The organism is Streptomyces spongiae, from assembly GCF_009377185.1.
GTDB classification, from domain to species: Bacteria; Actinomycetota; Actinomycetes; order Streptomycetales; family Streptomycetaceae; genus Streptomyces; species Streptomyces spongiae.
Genome location: NZ_VJZC01000005.1, coordinates 56,881 through 76,289, shown reverse-complemented (window position 1 = coordinate 76,289; position 19,409 = coordinate 56,881). Strand labels below are relative to the sequence as shown.

Annotated in this window: 14 protein-coding genes and 2 pseudogenes; 9 read left to right on the top strand and 7 right to left on the bottom strand. The window is 69.7% G+C overall.

Translation table 11 applies throughout. The features are described from left to right. The 5 genes from FNH08_RS01920 to FNH08_RS01900 all read right to left on the bottom strand — a co-directional run. A partial coding sequence (locus FNH08_RS01920) for a glycoside hydrolase family 2 TIM barrel-domain containing protein (protein WP_152769461.1) occupies positions 1-1,998 on the bottom strand: 1,998 nt, incomplete at its 3' end. 114 nt (positions 1,999-2,112) lie between these two features. Then, entirely contained in the window at positions 2,113-2,976 is an 864-nt protein-coding gene (locus FNH08_RS01915) for a carbohydrate ABC transporter permease (RefSeq protein WP_152769460.1), read from the bottom strand. After that, complete coding sequence (locus tag FNH08_RS01910) at positions 2,973-3,977, bottom strand: carbohydrate ABC transporter permease (RefSeq protein ID WP_152769459.1); 1,005 nt, start codon at positions 3,975-3,977, stop codon at positions 2,973-2,975. Before FNH08_RS01910 ends, FNH08_RS01915 begins: the two co-directional genes overlap by 4 nt. Positions 3,978-4,008: 31 nt before the next feature. Continuing rightward, positions 4,009-5,373: an extracellular solute-binding protein gene (locus tag FNH08_RS01905; RefSeq protein ID WP_152769458.1), complete on the bottom strand. Its 1,365-nt coding sequence runs from the start codon at positions 5,371-5,373 to the stop codon at positions 4,009-4,011. A gap of 293 nt (positions 5,374-5,666) precedes the next feature. Next, entirely contained in the window at positions 5,667-6,671 is a 1,005-nt protein-coding gene (locus tag FNH08_RS01900) for a LacI family DNA-binding transcriptional regulator (RefSeq protein ID WP_152769457.1), read from the bottom strand. Positions 6,672-7,086: 415 nt separating this feature from the next. Between FNH08_RS01900 and FNH08_RS01895 the strand changes: the two genes are divergently transcribed. The 8 genes from FNH08_RS01895 (at position 7,087) to FNH08_RS01860 (ending at position 16,819) form a co-directional block, all read left to right on the top strand. Continuing rightward, a complete protein-coding gene (locus tag FNH08_RS01895) occupies positions 7,087-8,397 on the top strand; it encodes an L-fuconate dehydratase (RefSeq protein ID WP_152769456.1) in 1,311 nt (436 codons plus the stop codon). Between the two features lie 145 nt (positions 8,398-8,542). After that, positions 8,543-9,595, top strand: coding sequence for a zinc-dependent alcohol dehydrogenase (locus FNH08_RS01890; RefSeq protein WP_152769455.1), 1,053 nt, complete (start codon positions 8,543-8,545; stop codon positions 9,593-9,595). After that, positions 9,592-10,353 carry an SDR family oxidoreductase gene (locus FNH08_RS01885; protein ID WP_152769454.1) on the top strand — a complete coding sequence of 254 codons (762 nt, stop codon included), beginning with the start codon at positions 9,592-9,594 and terminating at the stop codon, positions 10,351-10,353. Before FNH08_RS01890 ends, FNH08_RS01885 begins: the two co-directional genes overlap by 4 nt. Next, positions 10,350-10,979, top strand: a complete 630-nt coding sequence (locus FNH08_RS01880; RefSeq protein WP_228033806.1) for a bifunctional 4-hydroxy-2-oxoglutarate aldolase/2-dehydro-3-deoxy-phosphogluconate aldolase — start codon at positions 10,350-10,352, stop codon at positions 10,977-10,979. The genes FNH08_RS01885 and FNH08_RS01880 overlap by 4 nt, the downstream gene beginning before the upstream one ends. After that, positions 10,976-12,013, top strand: a complete 1,038-nt coding sequence (locus tag FNH08_RS01875) for a sugar kinase (protein WP_322723488.1) — start codon at positions 10,976-10,978, stop codon at positions 12,011-12,013. Before FNH08_RS01880 ends, FNH08_RS01875 begins: the two co-directional genes overlap by 4 nt. A 38-nt stretch (positions 12,014-12,051) precedes the next feature. Then, entirely contained in the window at positions 12,052-13,065 is a 1,014-nt protein-coding gene (locus FNH08_RS01870; RefSeq protein ID WP_152769452.1) for an aldo/keto reductase, read from the top strand. Beyond that, the gene (locus FNH08_RS01865; protein WP_152769451.1) at positions 13,056-13,742 is read left to right on the top strand and encodes a FadR/GntR family transcriptional regulator; all 687 of its coding nucleotides are present in this window, start codon (positions 13,056-13,058) and stop codon (positions 13,740-13,742) included. Before FNH08_RS01870 ends, FNH08_RS01865 begins: the two co-directional genes overlap by 10 nt. A gap of 206 nt (positions 13,743-13,948) precedes the next feature. Continuing rightward, positions 13,949-16,819 (top strand): ATP-binding SpoIIE family protein phosphatase, encoded by a 2,871-nt coding sequence (locus FNH08_RS01860; protein WP_322723486.1) that lies wholly within the window; start codon positions 13,949-13,951, stop codon positions 16,817-16,819. A 170-nt stretch (positions 16,820-16,989) separates the two neighbouring features. Here FNH08_RS01860 and FNH08_RS01855 read toward each other — a convergent pair. Further along, positions 16,990-17,442 (bottom strand): annotated as a pseudogene (locus tag FNH08_RS01855) (ATP-binding protein); the annotation flags it as partial. 476 nt (positions 17,443-17,918) lie between these two features. Next, positions 17,919-18,104: pseudogene (locus FNH08_RS53845) on the bottom strand (Mu transposase domain-containing protein); the annotation flags it as partial. 468 nt (positions 18,105-18,572) lie between these two features. On the opposite strand from FNH08_RS53845, the gene FNH08_RS53415 reads away from it, so the two are divergent. Beyond that, entirely contained in the window at positions 18,573-19,307 is a 735-nt protein-coding gene (locus tag FNH08_RS53415; protein WP_152769448.1) for an ASCH domain-containing protein, read from the top strand. The last annotated feature ends 102 nt before the right edge of the window (positions 19,308-19,409 follow it).

Here is a 19,409-nt window from a genome sequence, read left to right as displayed (position 1 = left end):
GGCCGGGCTGACCGGGAGCTGTCCCCAGGCGACCTCGTGGCCCGCGTCGGCCCAGGGCTCGTCGCCGGCCAGTACGGCCCGCAGGGTGAGCCATGTCTCGCCCATCGTGAGGGGCAGGCCGGGCATGGGGACGGGAACGGTCTCGCCGGGAGCCGCCGTCGGTATGTCGAGGACGCCCGTGGCCACCGTCTCCCCTTCACACTCCAGTGCCCAGGTGAACGCGAGGTGCGAGAGGTCGCGCCAGCCGTGGAGGTTGGTGATGCGCAGGTCGCCGTGGAGTCCTCCTTCGATCCGCACCGGCTCGATCACCTTCTTGTACTCCACGAGACCGGGGGAGGGGGTGCGGTCGGGGAAGACAAGACCGTCGGTGACGAAGTTGCCGTCGTGCAGGGGCTCGCCGTAGTCGCCGCCGTACGCGTAACCGTGCTCGGGGTGGACGAGACCGTGGTCGATCCACTCCCAGACGAAACCGCCCTGGCAGCGCGGGTACTTCTCGAACAGTGCCTGGTACTCGCTCAGACCGCCGGGCCCGTTGCCCATCGCGTGCGCGTACTCGCAGAGGATGAACGGCAGCCGGCGCCGGTGGGTGTCGGCGGCCGGGTCGTCCAGGGGGTCCTCGGCGTGGCGTCCGATCCGCTCCACCTCCCCCGTGTCGGCGTACATCCGGCTGTAGACGTCGACGTAGCCGCTCGTCCAGTCGCCCTCGTAGTGGACGGGCCGGGACGGGTCGCGGTCGTGCGTCCACTCGGCCGTCGCGCGCAGGTTGTCGCCGGTTCCGGACTCGTTGCCGAGCGACCACATGACGACGCTGGGGTGGTTCTTGTCCCGCTCGACCGTGCGGCGCATCCGGTCGAGGTACGCCTCCCGCCAACTCGGGTCGGCGCTGGGGTTGTTCCGCCAGGCCACGCGTTCGAAGCCGTGGGTTTCCAGATCGCACTCGTCGATCACCCACAGGCCGAGTTCGTCGCACAGGTCGAGGAAGGCCGGGTGAGGCGGATAGTGGCTGGTGCGCACCGCGTCGATGTTGTGCCGCTTCATGAGGAGCACGTCCTCGCGCATGGTCTCGTACGGCACGGCCCGCCCGTGCTCCGGGTGGAACTCGTGCCGGTTGACGCCCCGGAACAGCACACGGCGGCCGTTGACCTTCAGGATGCCGTCCTCGACCACCACGGTCCGGAACCCGATACGTACCGTGATCCGTTCGTCCCCGGCGGCGAGTTCGCCGTGGTACAGCCGGGGCGTCTCCGCGGTCCACGGCTCGACGGGGCCGACGGAATGCTCGGCGTCGGCGGGTACGTCGAACAGACCCAGCTCGGGCACGGTCAGCCGGGCCGGGACCGCGGTGGCGACGCTGAGGCTGCCGGTCCCGGACAGATGGTCGTAACCGGCGTGGACGAAGTGGTCGTCCAGGACGGGGCGGGGCAGCAGCGAGACGTCTCGGAAGATGCCCGAGAGCCACCACATGTCCTGGTCCTCCAGGTAGCTGGCGGCGGACCACTGGTGCACCCGTACCGCGAGGACGTTGACGCCCGGCCGCAGGGTGACGTCGAACTCGACGGGCAGGCGGCTTCCCGTCGACCAGCCGAGTTCCTCACCGTTGAGCCAGACCTTGTAGCACGAGTCCACCCCCTCGAACCGCAGCACGCCCTGCTCGAAGGGTGCGTCGAAGACACGGCGGTAGTCGCCGGTGGGGTTCTCGTCGGGTACGTGCGGAGGGTCGACGTCGAACGGGTAGTCGATGTTGGTGTAGGCGGGTGCTCCGTGGCCTTGCAGCTGCCAGTGGGACGGGACCGTGATCTCCGTCCACCGCGAGTCGTCGAAGCCAGGGTCGGCGAAGTCGTTCTCGTCGGGCACGCGGGGCGAGAGCCGGAACCGCCACGATCCGTTGAGGTCGAACCGGGGCGCGTCGGCCGGCAGGGACGCTCGGGGCTCGCGTCGTCCGCTGCCGGGCTGGTGGCTCTCCACATAGGCCTGCGCGGACGCGGACGACTCACTCATGAGGCTCCTGTGACACTGGATAGTTAACGATTTCTATGGCTGGTTGAGAGTAGGCGAGAGGTGAGGCGGCGGACAAGCCTTCGGCGGCAGCGGGGCCGTACCCGCCCGAGCGGCTCAGCCCTTGAGACCCGAGGTGGCGACACCCCGGGTGAAGGAGCGCTGGGCCACGAAGAACAGCACCAGGACGGGCAGCACATAGAACACCGTTCCGGCGGCGAGCACGTTGTTGAGAGTGATACCGCCGTCGGTGTAACCGGCGGCCATGGCCACACCCAGGGTGGTGTTGTCACCGTTGAGGAAGATCGCCGGAGTGATGAAGTCACCCCAGACGAAGGTGAAGGCGAGGATGATCGAGGTGGCGATCACCGGTCTGACGAGCGGCAGCAGGATCTGCCAGAAGATCCGGAAATAGCCGCAGCCGTCGAGGATCGCGGCCTCCTCCAGCTCCCGGGGTAGGCCGGCGAACGCCTGCCGGAAGAGGAAGACGTGGAACGGCGACGCGGCGAGGCCCCAGAGCACCCACGGCCAGTAGGTGTTGACCAGGCCGAGCTTGCTGAAGATCACGTAGGTGGGGATGACGGTGAGGATCTGGGGCACCATCGTGGTCGCCAGCATCAGGGTGAACAGCGGTTTCCGCCCACGCCCGCGCAGGCGGGCGAAACCGAAACCCACCAGTGCGCTGGACGCCGTCACCAGCAGCGCGAAGATGCCCGCCAGCATGAAGGTAGTGACGGTGTACCGACCGAAGTCGATCATGGTGAGGGCGCGGTGGAAGTTGCCCCACTCGGCGGACTGCGGCAGGACGTGCACATCCGTGCTGGCGCTCTCGGAGCGGCTCTTGAGCGCGTAGAGCGCGTTCCACACGAGCGGCGCTAGGAAGACCAGGGCCAGCAGGACCAGGGCCGCGTACATCAGCCGCCGACCACGCCGGGCCCCGAGGGCGTCACGGTTGGACAGGGTGAGTTTGGGGGTCGTCATTGTTCCGAACCGTCCTGGTCGACCTCGTAGTGAACCCACGACGTACTGGAGCGAAGCACTACCGCCGTGACGGCGAGGATGACCAGGAAGAGGATCCACAGCAGCGCGGCCCCGTAGCCGTATTTCTGGTAGCTGAAGAACTGGGCGTAGACGTTGACCATGTACAGGAAGTCGCCCTGCTGCACATGGGTGGCGTCAGTCGCGCCGCCCCCGGCGCCCCCGGAGACCGCGGGGGCCAGCAGCAGTGGCTGGACCAGTGTCTGCAGGGTGGTGATCAGTGTGAGCACCAGCTGGAAGAAGATCATCGGGCTGAGCACCGGCAGCGTGATGTGCCAGAACCGGCGCAGCGGGCCCGCTCCGTCGACCGAGGCGGCCTCCAGCAGTTCGGCCGGTATGGCCTGGAGCCCGGCAAGGAAGATCACCATGCCGCCGCCCAGGCCCCAGAGGGAGAGCATGATCAGGATCGTGAAGGCGTGCGGATCGATGAGCCAGGGCACCGCGTCGATCCCGACCCAGGCGAGGATCCCGTTGACCAGGCCGGTGTCCCTGTCGAACACCAACTTGAACATCAGCGCGGTGGCGACGACGGGCACCACCGACGGCAGATAGAAGATCGTGCGGAAGACCCCCATCGCGCGCAGCCGCTGGTTGAGCAGCAGCGCGAGGCCCAGGCCGCCCGCCAGACTGAGCGGTACGGCGATGAGCGCGTACAGTCCGGTCCGGCGCAGGCTGGCCCACACCACGGGATCGTGGAACGCGGTGGTGTAGTTGTCGAGGCCGACCCAGCGCCAGTTGCCCGACAGGCCGTCGAAGTCGGTGAAACTCAGCAGCAGGGCGTACCCCATCGGAACAGCTGTCAGAGCCAGACAGCCGATCACCCATGGAGAGACGAACGCGTAGAACTTCCAGGTGGGGTAACGCTTCCAGCGTCGGCCGCGTGGCCGGCCGGCCCGGGCCACCGGGTGTCCGGTGGCCGGGTCCTGTCGTGTGAGCAGGGTCATGCCGATTGCTTTCTGGTTGTCGGCGAAGGTGTCAGGCGCCGAGCTGCTGCTTGCCTTGCTGGACGACGGCGTCGACGGCGGTCTGGAGCCCCCGGATCGCGCTGTCCAGGGAGGTCTGGCCCTTCATGGCCGCTTCCACGTTGGTCGTGATCGCCCCTTCGACGGCGGTGTAGTTCGCGTACGGGGAGAACTGCAGGACGCTCAGGTTCTTCAGGTTCTTCATCTGCGTCTGGTAGTGGTCCGCGTCGAAGGCCGTGGACTTGGGCAGCAGGGTGCGGAAGTGCTTGAGGGCGGGCAGACCGCCGCCGGCCTTGAAGTGGGCCTCGGCCGGTGCGCCGCCGCGCCAGAACTCCAGGAACTTGAAGGCGAGTTCCTTGTGTGCGGCCTTCTTCGGGATCCACGCGCCGGTCGCGGTCATACAGGCGTCCACCCGGGTGGAGCCCATCTGCGGCGCGGGCACGAACCCGGACGCGGCGGCGATCTCGGCGCCCTTCGCCCCGGCGTCGCCGCCGTTGATCCAGGCTCCGAACCAGTAGCCGTAGGAGACCACGGCGATCCGGCCGGCGCCGTAGACCGGGCCCTGCCAGTCGGAGATCGGGTCCAGCGGACCGGAGCCCACTCGGGCCTTGCCCCAGTCCACGTACCACTGGAGCGCCCGGCGGGCCTCGGGGGTGGTGAAGTCCGCCTTGGTGAAGTCGTCGTTCCACAGCGAGCCACCCTGCTGGGCGATCATCTGCATCAGGTGGGCCTGGTTGACGAAGTTCCACACCGGGTCGAAGCCGAAGACATCGACCTTGCCGCCCTTGCGGACCGTCAGTCGCTTGCCCAGGTCCAGCAGGTCGTCGTAGGTGAGGCTGTCGGTGGGCTTGAGGTGGGAGACCTTGGCCTTGTCGAACAGTTCCTTGTTGAACCAGAGCATGGCGTCCTGCGAGAAGTCGCTGGGGAAGCCGTAGACGGAACCCTTGCCCTGGCGCTTGCCGTCGAAGCGGTAGACACCGACGATCGGGTCCAGATCGGCGGCCTTGAAGACCGTGCTCTTGGCGAAGTACGGATCGAGGTTCTCGACCAGGCCGCGGGCGATGAGGTTGGGCATCTCGGAGGCACCGCTGGTGCGCACGAGGTCCGGCGGGTTGCCGGCCGCGATGGCGGCGTTCAGCTTGACCTGGTCGAACTTCGACACCACGACCTTGCAGTCGTTCGCGCGTTCGAAGGCCGCCAGCTGCTTGCCGAGCTCGGTGTCGATCCCGTCGTACATGACCTGGAGCGTCGGGTGCGAGCCGCCGCCGCCGGAGCCGCCGGTACCACAGGCGCTGAGCGCGCTGCCGCCCAGGGCGACGCCGCCCACAGCGGCGGCGGATCTGCCGAGGAGGCTTCTGCGGGAGAGATGGTGCTGCATGGGAGAACTCCTAGCGGGGAGGTGACGAACCCCTTCGGGGGTCGTCGTGCGGACGGCGCAGTGGGTGGGAGCGTGGGTGAGCGGCGGCGAATGCGCCGATGGTTCGCGCCCACCGGGAGGGTTGGGCGCGGCAGGTGAGAGGTCAGGAGAAGGGGCGGTACGGGGGAGGTGGGACGTGCCGACCCATGAAGCGGCCACGATGGGCCCGCGCGATGGCCCGGCCGGAGCGGGGAGGCAGTCCTGCCCCGGCCCGCTGAGGCTTGCGCGCGCTGGATCTCGTGGGTAGCGGCGCCTCAGCCGGTCGGCGGCGCGGAGCTCGCGCGGACGACGATCTCGGGGCTGAGGAGGGACAGGCCGGGCGACACGGGCTGCTTGTCACGGATCGCGTTCAGCAGCAGCTCGGTCGCGTCACGAGCCATCCGCCGCTTGGGCAGGCCCACGGTGGTCAGGGGTGGATGGGCATGTACGGCTTGCGGAATGTCGTCGATGCCGACGACCGAGACGTCCTCGGGAACACGCAGCCCCCGATGACGGAGCGCCTCCATCACGCCGAGCGCGATGGCGTCGGTGGAGGTCAGTAAGCAGCTGGCCCGCTCGCCCGAGGACAGGACCCGTTGCACAGCGGCGTACCCTGCCTCGGATGTCGATTCCGGTACCGAATACACCGATTCATCCGGGATTTTCACGCCAACTGTCGCGAAGGCGCGGCGCATACCCTGCACACGCGTCCCGTGCGCAGGGAGTTCGGCGACCACCACGGGGCGTCGGTGACCCAGTTCGCGCAGGTGCCGACCGGCCAGATACCCGGCTTTCTCGTAGTCCACGGTGATGACGGGCAGGGTGTCCGGGGGCCTGGTCTCCCACGCGCACAGGACGACAGGCAGCATCAGGCCTTCCAGTAGCGGCAGATGTGCACCGAGATCCCGGTCGCCCGCCACCAGCAGCGCGTCCACGGATCTGCTGGACAGCAGCGTGAGATGCCGTTTCGCCCTGTCCCTGTCCCCTCTCGTGGTCACCAGAAGCAGGTGGTAGCCGTGTTCTTCCAGCAGCGTCTCCACCTCCTCCACCACGGCCGAGTAGAACGGGTTGGCGATGGTGGGCACGATGAAGCCGACGGACATGGTGGTGCCGGTGGCCAGACCCCGGGCGACCAGGTTCGGCCGGTAGCCGAGTGCGGCTATCGCCTCGTCCACCTTCGCCTTGGTCTCCGCGCTGACGACCGCTCGGCCGCGCACGACATTGGAGACGGTTTGCTTGGTGACCCCGGCGCGTCTGGCGACGTCGTCCATGGTGACCATGTGCTCACCACCTCCTCATTTGACCGGTAAAACCCCTGGGTGCCGGTGGACATTAACCACGCTTCCGTGGGGCGGTCAAGGGGAAAGGTGAGCGGACTTGCCGTACCCAAGATCCATCTATTTATGGGATGGATCTCCGTCAGGCGTCCCACCTGGTGATACCTCCATCGAAGGCAAATGGCTTCTACCAGGGTTTTTTCCATCAAGGCTGGACAGCTCTGCCTCCCGGCACCTATACATACATCCCATCTATTCGAGTGAGTCGCGCAGCTACTTCCACGCCGCTCGCCGTCCGTGATCGGCGGGACCCGTGGCACACGCCACCTGCGGCCGGGGTGACCGCCAGGACGCCTCGCGCGGTTCCCCGTTCCGTGGCAGACAGCCGTGTTCCCTCCGCCTGCACAGGAGTTCAGCCATGCCATCCGCCCGCATCACCGCCCTCGACGTCCTGGATGTGCGCTTCCCCACGTCCGAGCACCTGGACGGGTCGGACGCGATGAACCCCGAACCCGACTACTCGGCCGCCTACGTCGTCCTGCGCACCGACGCGGAAAACGGACTGGAGGGCCACGCCCTGGCGTTCACCACAGGACGGGGCAACGACGTGCAGGCCGCCGCCATCGCGGCGCTCGCTCCGCACGTGGTGGGTCTGTCGGTCGCGGAGGTCTGCGGTGATCTGGGAGCCTTCTCCCGCTCGCTGGTCCACGACCCCCAACTGCGCTGGCTGGGCCCGGAGAAGGGCGCCATCCACATGGCCACCGGCGCCGTCGTCAACGCCGCCTGGGACCTCGCGGCCAAGCGCGCCGACAAGCCGGTGTGGCGCTTCCTCGCCGAGATGTCGCCCAAGGAGCTGGTCGCCCAGGTCGACTTCCGCTGGCTCTCCGACGCCCTCACCCCTGAGGAGGCGCTCCTGATCCTGCGCCGCGCCGAACCCGGCCGCGAGCATCGCATCGGCCTGCTGCTCGACCAGGGTTACCCCGCCTATACGACGACCCCCGGCTGGCTCGGCTACTCCGACGAGAAGCTCGCCCGCCTGGCCCGCGAGGCCGTCGCCGACGGCTTCACCCAGATCAAGCTGAAGGTCGGGGCGGACCTGGACGACGACGTACGGCGCATGCGCACTGCCCGCGAGACGGTCGGCGGCGGCATCCGCATCGCCGTCGACGCCAACCAGAGATGGGACGTCCAGCCCGCCATCGACTGGATGCGGGCGCTGGCCCCCTACGACCCGTACTGGATCGAGGAGCCCACCTCGCCCGACGACATCCTCGGCCACACCGCCGTCCGCGACGCCGTCACCCCCATCAAGGTCGCCACGGGCGAGCACATCGCCAACCGGGTCGTCTTCAAGCAGCTGCTCCAGGCTGGCGCGGTGGACATCGTGCAGATCGACTCCGCACGGGTCGGCGGTGTCAACGAGAACCTTGCGATCCTGCTGCTCGCCGCGAAGTTCGGTGTCCCGGTCTGCCCGCACGCGGGCGGGGTCGGCCTGTGCGAGATGGTCCAGCACCTGTCGATGTTCGACTTCGTCGCCGTTTCGGGAACGGTCGAGGACCGGGTCATCGAGTACGTCGACCATCTGCACGAGCACTTCGTCGACCCGGTGCGTGTGGTGAACGGCCACTACCTCGCGCCGACCCGGCCCGGGCTGAGCGCCCAGATGCACCCCGAATCCCTGGAGGAGTACACCTACCCCGACGGCCCGGTCTGGTCCGCCCGTGTCTGACCCGGTCGCCGAACCGCCGCGCCCCAGGATCCTCCGGCAGCTGTCGCGGGCACCGCCACCGGAGCGATCGTCAGCGCCGACACCCCGCCCATGCCAATCCTCCGCCGACCATCGGTATGTGTGCCGAAGGGACCCTGACCTCATCATGACTCTCGCAGTCCGTTACACCGCCGCCCGCACCCTGGACACGGCTCCTGCCGAGACCCGCTCTCCCGGTCCTGGCGAGGTGGAGCTGGCCCCCGCCTATGTCGGTATCTGCGGCACCGATCTGCACATCTTCCACGGCGACATGGACGCCCGGGTGCACACGCCCGCCGTCCTGGGACACGAGATGTCCGGCCGTGTCGTACGCGTCGGCCCGGGCGTGGAGGGCTGGCAGCCCGGCGACGCAGTGACGGTGATGCCGCTGCGCTGGGACGACACGTGCCCCGCCTGCGGGTCCGGCCACCAACACGTCTGCCAGCACCTGGACTTCATCGGCATCGACTCGCCCGGCGCCATGCAACAGCGCTGGATCGTGCCCGCCGACACGCTGATCCGACTGCCCGACTCCCTCGCCCTGGACCGGGCCGCGCTCGTCGAGCCGACGGCGGTGGCCGTGCACGACGTGGGCCGGGCCGGGGTCCGCGGCGGGGAGAAAGTCGTCGTGGTCGGTGGCGGCCCGGTCGGTGTGCTCATCGCGCTGGTCGCGCGGGCCGTCGGCGCCGAGGTACGTGTGGTGGAGCCGAACGCCCACCGACGCAGGCTCGCCGAGGAACTGGGACTGACGGTCTGGAACCCCACCGCGAAGAACGTCTCCGAGCTGGTGCGGGAGTGGACCGCGGACGCCGGTGCGGATGTCGCCTTCGAGGTGTCGGGCGCTGCTGCGGGCATGGATACGGCGGTCGAAGTCCTCGGCGTTCGGGGCCGGTTGTGCCTGGTGGCGATCCACTCCCGGTACCGCGAGGTGAATCTGCATCGTTTCTTCTGGCGCGAACTCACCCTCGTCGGCGCCCGGTTGTACGACCGCTCCGACTTCGAGCGGGCGGTCGCCCTCGTCGCCGACGGCACGATCCCGGCCGAGCGGCTGATCAGCAAGGTCGTGCCACTCACCCAGGCGCCCGCCGCCTTCGAGGCCCTGGAGGGCGGCGGAGACGTGATGAAGATCCTCGTGGACTGCACCGAGAACACCGACAACATTCAGGGAGCCGCCGTATGAACGCCTTTGACCTCACAGGGAGGCTCGCCGTCGTCACCGGTGCCCGGCGCGGGATCGGCCGGGCCATGGCCCGTGCCCTCGCCGAGGCCGGCGCGGACGTCATCGGTGTGAGTGCCTCACTGGAGGAGACCGGCAGCGCGGTGGAGAAGGACGTCACCGCCGCCGGCCGTACCTTCGAGGCGATCCGCACCGACTTCGCCGACCCCGACGCAGTACGCGCCCTGGGCGCGGACCTCGCGGGGCGCGAACGTCCGGTGGACATCCTGGTCAACAACGCGGGCACCATCCGCCGGGCCCCGGCAGCCGAACACACCGACACGGACTGGGAGTTGGTCCTCCAGGTCAACCTCACGGCCCAGTTCGCGCTGACCCGCGCGGTCGGCTCGTCGATGGTGGCCCGCGGCCGGGGGAAGGTCGTCTTCACCGCGTCGTTGCTCAGCTTCCAGGGTGGGATCACCGTCCCTGGCTACACCGCCGCCAAGCACGGCGTCGCCGGCCTGACCAAGGCCCTGGCCAACGAATGGGCCCCGCACGGCGTCAACGTCAACGCCATCGCCCCGGGCTACATCGCCACCGACAACACCCAGGCGTTGCGGGACGACCCGGCACGCAGCAAGGCGATCCTGGACCGCATCCCGGCCGGACGCTGGGGCACGGCCGACGACCTGGCGGGCGCCACCGTCTTCCTCGCCTCGGACGCCGCCGCCTACGTCCACGGCACCGTGCTGCCGGTCGACGGCGGATGGCTCGGCCGATGAGCAGCGGCTTCGCCGCCGTGCTGGCCGGTGCCCGGATCATGCCGGTGCTGACGGTGCCCGACCCGGCCACGGCGGCCCCGCTGGCCGAGGCGCTCGCCGCGGGCGGCGCCCGGTGTGCCGAGGTCACCCTCCGCACACCGGGCGCCGAGCAGGCTCTGCGGACGATGGCGGCCCACGGTGGCCTGATCGTCGGCGCCGGAACGGTGCTCACCGGCGAGCAGGTGGAGCGTGCCGTGGCCGCCGGCGCCCGCTTCGTCGTCTCACCGGGCCTCGACGAGGAAGTCCTCGCCGCGTGCCGGGAGGCACGGGTGCCCGCGGTGCCCGGCATCGCCACCGCGACGGAGCTGATGCGCGCGCTGCGGGCCGGCCTCGACACCGTCAAGCTCTTCCCCGCCGAGGCGATCGGCGGGCCGCGGACGCTGCGCGCCCTCGCGGGCCCGTTCCCCGGCGCGCGCTTCGTGCCGACCGGGGGAATCGACGCCTCCCGCATGGATGCCTACCTCGCCGACCCCGCGGTCGTCGGCGTGGGCGGCAGTTGGATGGCCACCACCGCTCACCTCGAACGCGGCGACTACACGGAGATCCGCCGGCTGACCGCCGAGGCTGTGGCGAGGAGTACGCCGTGATCGACGTGGTGGCGCTCGGTGAGGTGATGCTGCGTTTCGACCCGGGCGAGGGACGCGTTCGCACCGCCCGTACCTTCCAGGTGTGGGAAGGGGGCGGCGAGTACAACGTCGTGCGCGGACTGCGGCGCTGCTTCGGACTGCGCACGGCCGTCGTCACCGCTCTGGCCGACAACGCGGTGGGGCGTCTGGTGGAGGACCTCGTCCTCCAGGGCGGAGTCGACACCTCGCAGATCCGCTGGGTGCCCGACGACGGCATCGGCCGCTCTGCCCGCAACGGCCTCAACTTCGTCGAGCGGGGCTTCGGCATCCGGGGCGCGCTCGGCGTCAGCGACCGCGCGCACACGGCCGTGTCCCGACTGCGCAAGGGGGATGTCGACTGGGACGCCGTCTTCTCGTCCGGGGCACGTTGGTTCCACACCGGCGGAATCTTCGCCGGCCTGTCCGACACCACCGTCGACGTCGCCGACGAGGCGATGGCGGCGGCCCGCCGCCTCGGCCTCACGGTCTCCTACGACCCCAACTACCGCCCCAGCCTCTGGGCGGCACGCGGTGGACCCGACCGGGCCCGCGAGACCGACCTGCGGCTCGCTCGTCACGCCGACGTGGTCGTGGGCGCCCTGGGACTCGCGGGCAGGCATCCCGGCGCCACGCGCTTCGGCGCCGACGAGGTGCCGGACGCGCTTGCCTCGGTGGCCGGTCTGCTGCCCGAGGCGAAGGTCCTCGCGACGACTCTGCGCGAAGTGCCCTCGGCCGCCGTGAACGACTGGAGGGCTGCGGCCTGGTCACCCGGGACCGGTTGCCTCTGGGGTCCCCGGATGCTCGGACTGCATGTGCTGGACCGCATCGGCTCCGGCGACGGATTCGCCGCCGGACTGATATACGGCCTGGCCACCGGCGTCGCTCTGGAACGTGCCCTCGCCTACGGCACGGCCCACGGAGCCCTCGTCATGACCACTCCCGGTGATGTCTCCATGGCCTCCCTGGCCGAGGTCGAGGCGCTGATCGAGGGCGGCTCGGCCCACGTCAGACGCTGACCGGCGTTCACCCCACACCCGCACTCCAGGAGCACGGCATGCAGCACCGCAGGATCCAGGGCACGCCGGTCGCCGTCACCGAACTCGGCTTCGGGGCCTCGGTGATCGGCAACCTCTACCGGGTGACTCCCGCCCAGGACGCGTCGGCCGCCGTCGACGCCGCCTGGGAGGCGGGCATCCGGTACTTCGACACCGCGCCGCACTACGGGCTCGGCCTCTCCGAACGCCGCCTCGGCGCCGCCCTGCGGGACAGGCCCCGCGACGAGTACGTCGTCTCCTCCAAAGTGGGCCGCCTCCTCGTCCCCAACGAGCGGCCCCAGGGCATGGACTCCGAGGGTTTCGTCGTCCGCGACGACCTGCGCCGGCAGTGGGACTTCAGCCGCGACGGCGTCCTGCGCTCGATCGACGACACCCGGGAGCGCACCGGCCTCGACCGGCTGGACATCGTCTACCTCCACGACCCCGACGACCACTGGAGGCAGGCCGCCGAGGAAGCCATGCCCGCCCTCGCCGAACTGCGCGACCAGGGCGTGATCGGAGCCATCGGCGCCGGCATGAACCAGTCCGCCATGCTCGCCCGCTTCCTGCGCGAGACCGCCGCTGACGTGGTGATGCTCGCCGGCCGCTACACCCTCCTCGACCAGTCGGCACTGGACGACGTCCTGCCCGCCGCACAGGAGCACGGCAAGAGCGTCGTCGCCGTCGGCGTCTTCAACTCCGGCCTGCTCTCCCGTGACCGACCCGCCGAAGGCATGAAGTACGACTACGAGGACGCTTCGCCCGCCCTGGTCCGGCGCGCGCGGGACATCGCCGAGGTCTGCGAGTGGCACGGCACCACCCTGCCCGCCGCCGCCATCGCCTTCGCCTCCACACACCCCGCCGTCGTCAACGTCACTCTCGGCATGCGGACTACGCGGCAGGTCATCCGAAACATGGAACTCCACGGTCGGCACATCCCCGAAGCTCTCTGGGACGATCTCCGTACTCAAGGACTGATCAGGGCGGACGTGCCCGAGGGGCACACAGGGAGGACCGAGTCGCGTTGTCTCTGACGGACAAGGCCATCGAGCAGATCCGGGAACTCATCCGCACCGGTGCCCTGCCTCCGGGGTCCAAACTGCCACCGGAACCGGACCTGGCCGCCCAGCTGGGCCTGTCCCGCAACCTCGCCCGCGAAGCCGTCAAGGCACTGGCCGTGGCCCGGGTGCTGGAGGTCCGCCGGGGTGACGGTACCTATGTCACCAGCCTGCAACCGAGCCTCCTGCTGGAGGGGCTCGGCGGGGCCGTGGAACTCCTCCAAGGAGACTCCGCCGCCCTGTTGGACTTCATGGAAGTACGCCGTCTTCTCGAACCCGCCGCCACCGCACTGGCTGCCACCCGCATCACCGACACCCAGCTCGCCGTGGTCGAACAGCACCTCGACGCCATGCGCGAAGCCCGTGACGACGTCGAACAGCTCAACGCCCACGACGCCGACTTCCACCGTGCCGTCGTCGCCGCGACGGGGAACGAAACCCTCCTCACCCTCCTGGAAGGCATCTCCGGCCGCACTCTGCGCGCCCGCATCTGGCGCGGCCTCGTCGACACCGGGGCCTCGGGCCGGACACTCGCCGAACACGAGGCGATCTTCCATGCCCTGTCTTCCCGCGACGCCGCCCTCAGCCAAGCCGCCGCACTCCTGCACGTGAACAACACCGAACAATGGCTGAGGGAACACCTGAACTCCTGACCGGGCCCCGGAAGCGGTGCACGCGGACCAACCGCAGCCGCCGCTGCCGCGCTCATCACGTACGACGTGCGGGATGATGGACTGGACAGCGGTACGAAGAGGGTGCTCATGAAACCTTCCCTCAGGACCCGCCGAACCCGGATACCGTCCGGGCCGAGAGGCTACGACTGCTCGCAGGCCTGCAGGACGATCCGGACGGCGCCAAGGTGCTGCCCCACGCCCTGCTGCACGCCACCGCCGAGCTCGGCGGGCTCGGCGGCATGGCGCACATACGGGCTTCGGCCGTCGGCGGAGAACTGGCGCTGGCGGCGAGCACCGGGCTGACCCGCGCCTTCACGCGGTCCTGGGACTACATCTCCGAGGACGGTTCGGTCTCTCCGGCCCGGTGCGTCCAGCGGGACGCGTTCGTCTACCTGCCCCACATCGGCGCACCAGAACTCGCCTACGGCCGGCCGCCGCTCCCCCCGACCACGGCGGGCCTGCTGCCGGACGCCGGAATGGCGGCGGCGCCACTGCCCGGACCGGACGGGCCGCTGGGTGCCCTGTCCATTGTGGTCCCCCTGTCCCGAGCGCCGGATCCCGGCTGCCGGGCGTTCCTCGAGGAGGTGGCGCAGTGGGTCGGCGGGCGACTGCGCTGGAGGCCGCGCGGCCCGGAGGGCGTGACGCCCGGCCTGCTTCTGGGGCGGGAGGCGGATCCGGTCGGCGGGTCCCCGGCGCAGCCTCCGACACCCGGGCCGCAGAACGAGCCGAGCACGCGGCCGGAGGCGGTGGAGGCCGGGACCTGGTCGTGGGACCTGCGCACGGGTGAGCTGACCTTCGGCGGACCGGTACTCGAGACGCTGGGTGTGGATCCGGTCGCGGTCGGTGGCCGGATCGACCGATGGACTGTGCTGATCCACCCGGACGACCAGCCCTGGGTGCTGACCGAGGCCGACCGAGTGATCCGCACTCGCGGCGTACTGGACGTCCAGTACCGGGTCGCCCGCATGGACGGGACGTACGCCTGGATACGCAGCCGCGCACACGTCACCACGGACGACGACGGTGAACCGGTCCGTCTGAGCGGAACGACGTGGGACACCACCGCGACGCACGCGGCGCTGGAGTCGGTGGGCAGGGCCCTGCTGCACATGAGCGACGGGTTCCTGTCGGTCGCCAGCGACGGACGCATCGCGTTCGTCAACACCGCGGCCGAGCGGATGCTCGGTTCCCCGCGCACGCTCGTCGGCCGTCCGTTGTGGGAGGTGCCCGTGCTACGGGAGGTGCCCGAGGCGGCGGAGCGCTGCCGCCGGGCCGCCGCGGGGAGTGAACCGTGGAGCTCCGAGGTTCCCGGCCCCCAGGACCACCAGTGGTATCACCTGCGCCTGGTGCCGGTACCCGACGGGCTGACGGTCTACCTCACCGACATCACCGAGCGACGCCGACGCGAGGCAGAGCGCCGAGCCGCGGAACACGCGGCGGCCGAACGGGCGGCGCTGATGGCCCGGCTGACCCGGGCGCTGGCCGAGGCGGCCACCGCCCACGACGTGGTGGAGGCCGTCGCCGAGAGCGTCCTGCCGCCGTTCGACGCAACGGGGCTGATCGTGCTGGAACTGAAGGAGGAACACCTGAACGTCGTGGGTTCGACCGGCTACTCGGACTCGTTCGTCGAGCGGATACACGGCACGTCGGTGGCATCCGCCGCCACCGGCGAGGCCATGCGATCCCACACACCGGAGTTCATCGCCTCGGTCGAGGACTTCCTGGCCCGGCATCCACAGCGGCCCGACCTGGCGAACGCCGAGGGGATGCAGGCCTGCGCGTTCCTGCCGCTGATCGTCTCAGGCCGCCCCATCGGCATGTCCGTGATCTCCTACGACCGGCCACATCACTTCGATGAGGACGAGCGGACTCTGCTCACCGCGCTCAGCGGCCTGGTCGCGCAAGCCCTGGAGCGGGCCGGGCTCTACGACGCGGCCATCGCGCACGCCCACGACCTTCAGCACGCGCTGCTGCCTCGCGTACTGCCCTCTCTTCCCGCGGTCACCGCCGCCGCCCGCTACCTGCCCTCCGCGCGCGGTGCCGACGTAGGAGGGGACTGGTACGACATCATCCCGCTGTCAGCCGACCGGGTCGCGCTGGTCATCGGGGACGTCATGGGCCATGGCATGCCCGAGGCCGCCACCATGGGACGCCTGCGCACCGCCGTCCGGACCCTGTCCGAGCTCGAACTGCCCCCCGAGGACATCCTCGCCCACGCGAACGACCTCGTCGCCGAACTCGACGAGGAATCCTTCACCACCTGCATATACGGCATCTACGACCCCACGACCCAGATGTTCACCTACACCAACGCCGGTCATCCGCCGCCCGTCGTCGCCCTCCCGCACGGCACCGCGACCTTCCTCCCGGCCGACCCGGATCCGCCTCTGGGCGTCGCCGCCCCACCCTTCGCCGTTCACGACGTCCACCTGCCCGGTGGCAGTGTCCTCGCCCTCTACACCGACGGCCTGGTGGAGATCCCCGGACACGACATCGACGAGGACATGGCCTGCCTGAGCCGCACGCTGACCACCGCCCTGTACACGGCCGGAACGCAGACTGACGGGCACGAGGCCGAGCCGGACGAGTTGTGCGACATGGTCACGGCCGCCGTGCTCTCCTCCGACCGGCCCGCTCCCGACGACGCCGCACTTCTGATCACCCGCACCAGGGCCACGGCCGCGGAGGACATCGCGGTCTGGGACCTGCCGGACGAACCCACCGCCTGCGCCCAGGCCCGCCGGCTCGTCCGTGACCAGCTCGAAGAATGGGACCTCGGGGAGCTGGAGATGACCACCGAGCTGATCGTCAGCGAACTGGTCGGCAACGTCGTCCGCCATGCCCGTGGCCCCATCGGACTACGCATGATGCGCAGCCACTCCCTCATCTGCGAGGTCTCCGACGGCAGTATCACCACCCCGCACATCCGCCACCCGGCAGCCCTCGACGAGGGGGGCCGCGGCCTCCAGCTCGTCGCCGCCATGGCCCAGCGCTGGGGCACGCGGTACACCACCACCGGCAAGTCCATCTGGTGCGAACAGCAGGTGCGGGTCTGAGCCTGCACGTGGTCGCCGCCGGCCGGTTCCGGTCACGGATGACAGAACTGCCCTGCCGGAAGTAAACGCGGAGTGCGGTTGAGCCACCACGGTGAGACAGCGCAGGACGCATGTTGTCCTCGGCACGGTCGTGGATGGCCGACAGAGTCCCCCGTGTGGCCTCCAGCATCTCCGGCCATGGCAGCCGCGGTGCCCAAGCCGATCAGCAGGTGGGACTTGCCGGTGCCAGAGTCCCCGATCAGGCACAGCGGGTAGCCCTTGGTGATCCAGTCGCAGGTGGCGAGGCTGTGGATGACGGCCGGATCGACATTGGGGTTGGCGGTGTATTCGAACTCGCGCAGCGACTTCTCGCGCGGGAAGTGGGCAGCCCGGATGCGGCGTTCGGCCCTGCCGCGGTCGCGGTCCTCGCACTCGGCGAGCAGGAGCTCGGCGAGGAATCCGGCGTAGGAGAGCCCTTCGCGTTCGGCGCGGGCGATGGTGTCGGCGGCCTGCGCCCGCATGGTGGGCAGCCGCAGCATTCGGCAGGCGGTGTCGATCGCGGCGTCGGACGCCTGGGCGGTGAGCGCGTGATGGGCGGCAGTCCTGACGAATCCTTCCGGCGCAGGTTCAGCAGTTCGTCCCACTGCTCCAGGCGGGGCAGCGGGCGGGCATCCTCAGGCAGGGGCCGGGCCAGACGGCGTGGAGTGAGATGGCTGACCTGCGACAACTGGGGATCTGGCAGTTCCGTCGGGTCCGCCGCTGCCGGTGCCGGTGTGGCGGTGACGGTGGGGGCCCGGCCGGCTGCCTGGGCGGCCTTGCGGGCTTCCAGGGCGACCACGTCGTCGCTGCAGGTGCCCAGGTCGACGGAGGCCCGCAGGCCCGCCAGCAAGTCCCTGTGCTGCTGATGGCGGTGCAGGAGCAGAACCCTGACCAGGGCCTTCGTTCCATCGATCTCGCCGAGCTGCCGCTGGGCCATGGCCCAGAACGCCTCGTGCTCGGCGGTGAACGTGCCCTCCGCGCGGGCCTGGTGGAGTGCCTCGGAGCGATCCAGGGCGCCGGGCTTGCGCAGCAGCACCTCCAGATAGTGGTCCAGGACCAGGTGCTCCAGACCGCGGCCGGCGAGCCGGGCATGGCGGGCGATCTCGCGGCGGCCCGCGAAGACGACCAGCATGTCGCCGGTCAGGTGGACAGTGACCTTGTGGTCGATGAATCGGACCGGGACGGAGTAGGAGCACATCTTCACCGTGATCCGGCTGTAGCGGTCGACCCGCGGCTGAAAGGTCATCGCAGTCTCGAACGCATCCATCGGCAGCGGCAGCAGGTGCGGCGCCTCCCGCGCGAAGTCCTGGCCGATGGTGCGGATCCGTGAGCCGATCCGCCGCTGAAGCTCCCGCTCCTCGAACGCGGTGATCTGCCCGTTGAGGTCCTCCAGCGTCTCTACTCGCGGGACGGGGGTGAGGTAATTGCGCCGGAAGTAGCCGACCTGGCCCTCCACTCCGCCCTTCTCATGGGCGCCGCGCAGTCCGGGCTCGCAGTAGAAGGGGGTGAAGCCGTAGAAGGTGTGCAGCGCCGTCCACTTCGGGTTCTCCTCCCGCAGTCGGCTGCGGAAGACGACCTTGCGGACGGCCGGGGTGAGGTTGTCGTAGCGGACCTTGCCGGTGGGCACTCCTCTAATATGCGGGTCTCGATGTCAAGCCGCCGACCACGCTGAGGGCAAGCTTCATGAGAACAATTGTGTCGAGGAGTCCGGCTGAGTCGATCTAGGGTCGGCGCCATGGTCTCCATCAAGCTCTTCGACTCCGAGCGCCGCGTCATCGAGGCTGCGGAACGGCTCGCAGCTTCCCTCGGAAGCGACCCGAACCACACCGTTGCCGCAGCGGCGATGGACACGGTCGGCAGCATCTATGAGGCGGTCAACGTCTATCACTTCACCGGCGGACCGTGCGCAGAGCTCGTCGTACTCGGTGCCGCCGCAGCAGCGGGAGCCGGCCCGCTCGTCACAATCGCTGCCGCGGGAGATCGGGGTCGCGGCCTGATCCCGCCGTGCGGCCGCTGCCGCCAAGCGCTTCTCGACATCCATCCCGACGTCTTCGTCGCCGTACCGACCGACGACGGACCGGCACTGCGCCCGATCCGGAGGCTTCTGCCGGATACCTACTTCTACCCCGATGCGGATGCGCGTCGAATTGTTCGGTTCAACAAGCGCTACTACGAAGACATCGCCACCGCACGGAAGACCTCCACCGTCCGTTATGAGGATCCGATCGCGCCGGGTCCCGCAATCTTCCTCTTCGAGGACGACGAAGCCCCCCGCACGTTGGAGGGCACCGTCACCGGCGTCGAACGCCACCGGCTCGATCGCCTCACCGCCGAACAGGCTCGGCTCGATGGCTTCACGAGCATCGACCAGCTCAAGAAGGGCCTCCAGGGCCACTATCCCGGCCTGCCCTCTGATGCCGAAGTCGAATTTGTGACGTTTACGGTCGAAGCGCCTGACGCCGTGGAGTGATGCAGCGTGGATAGCTCCATGCCCGATGGGATCGCAGTGCGGACGCCTGGCGATCCCATCGGGCGCCCTTTTGTTGATATCGGCGTCACATCACAGCTGGCC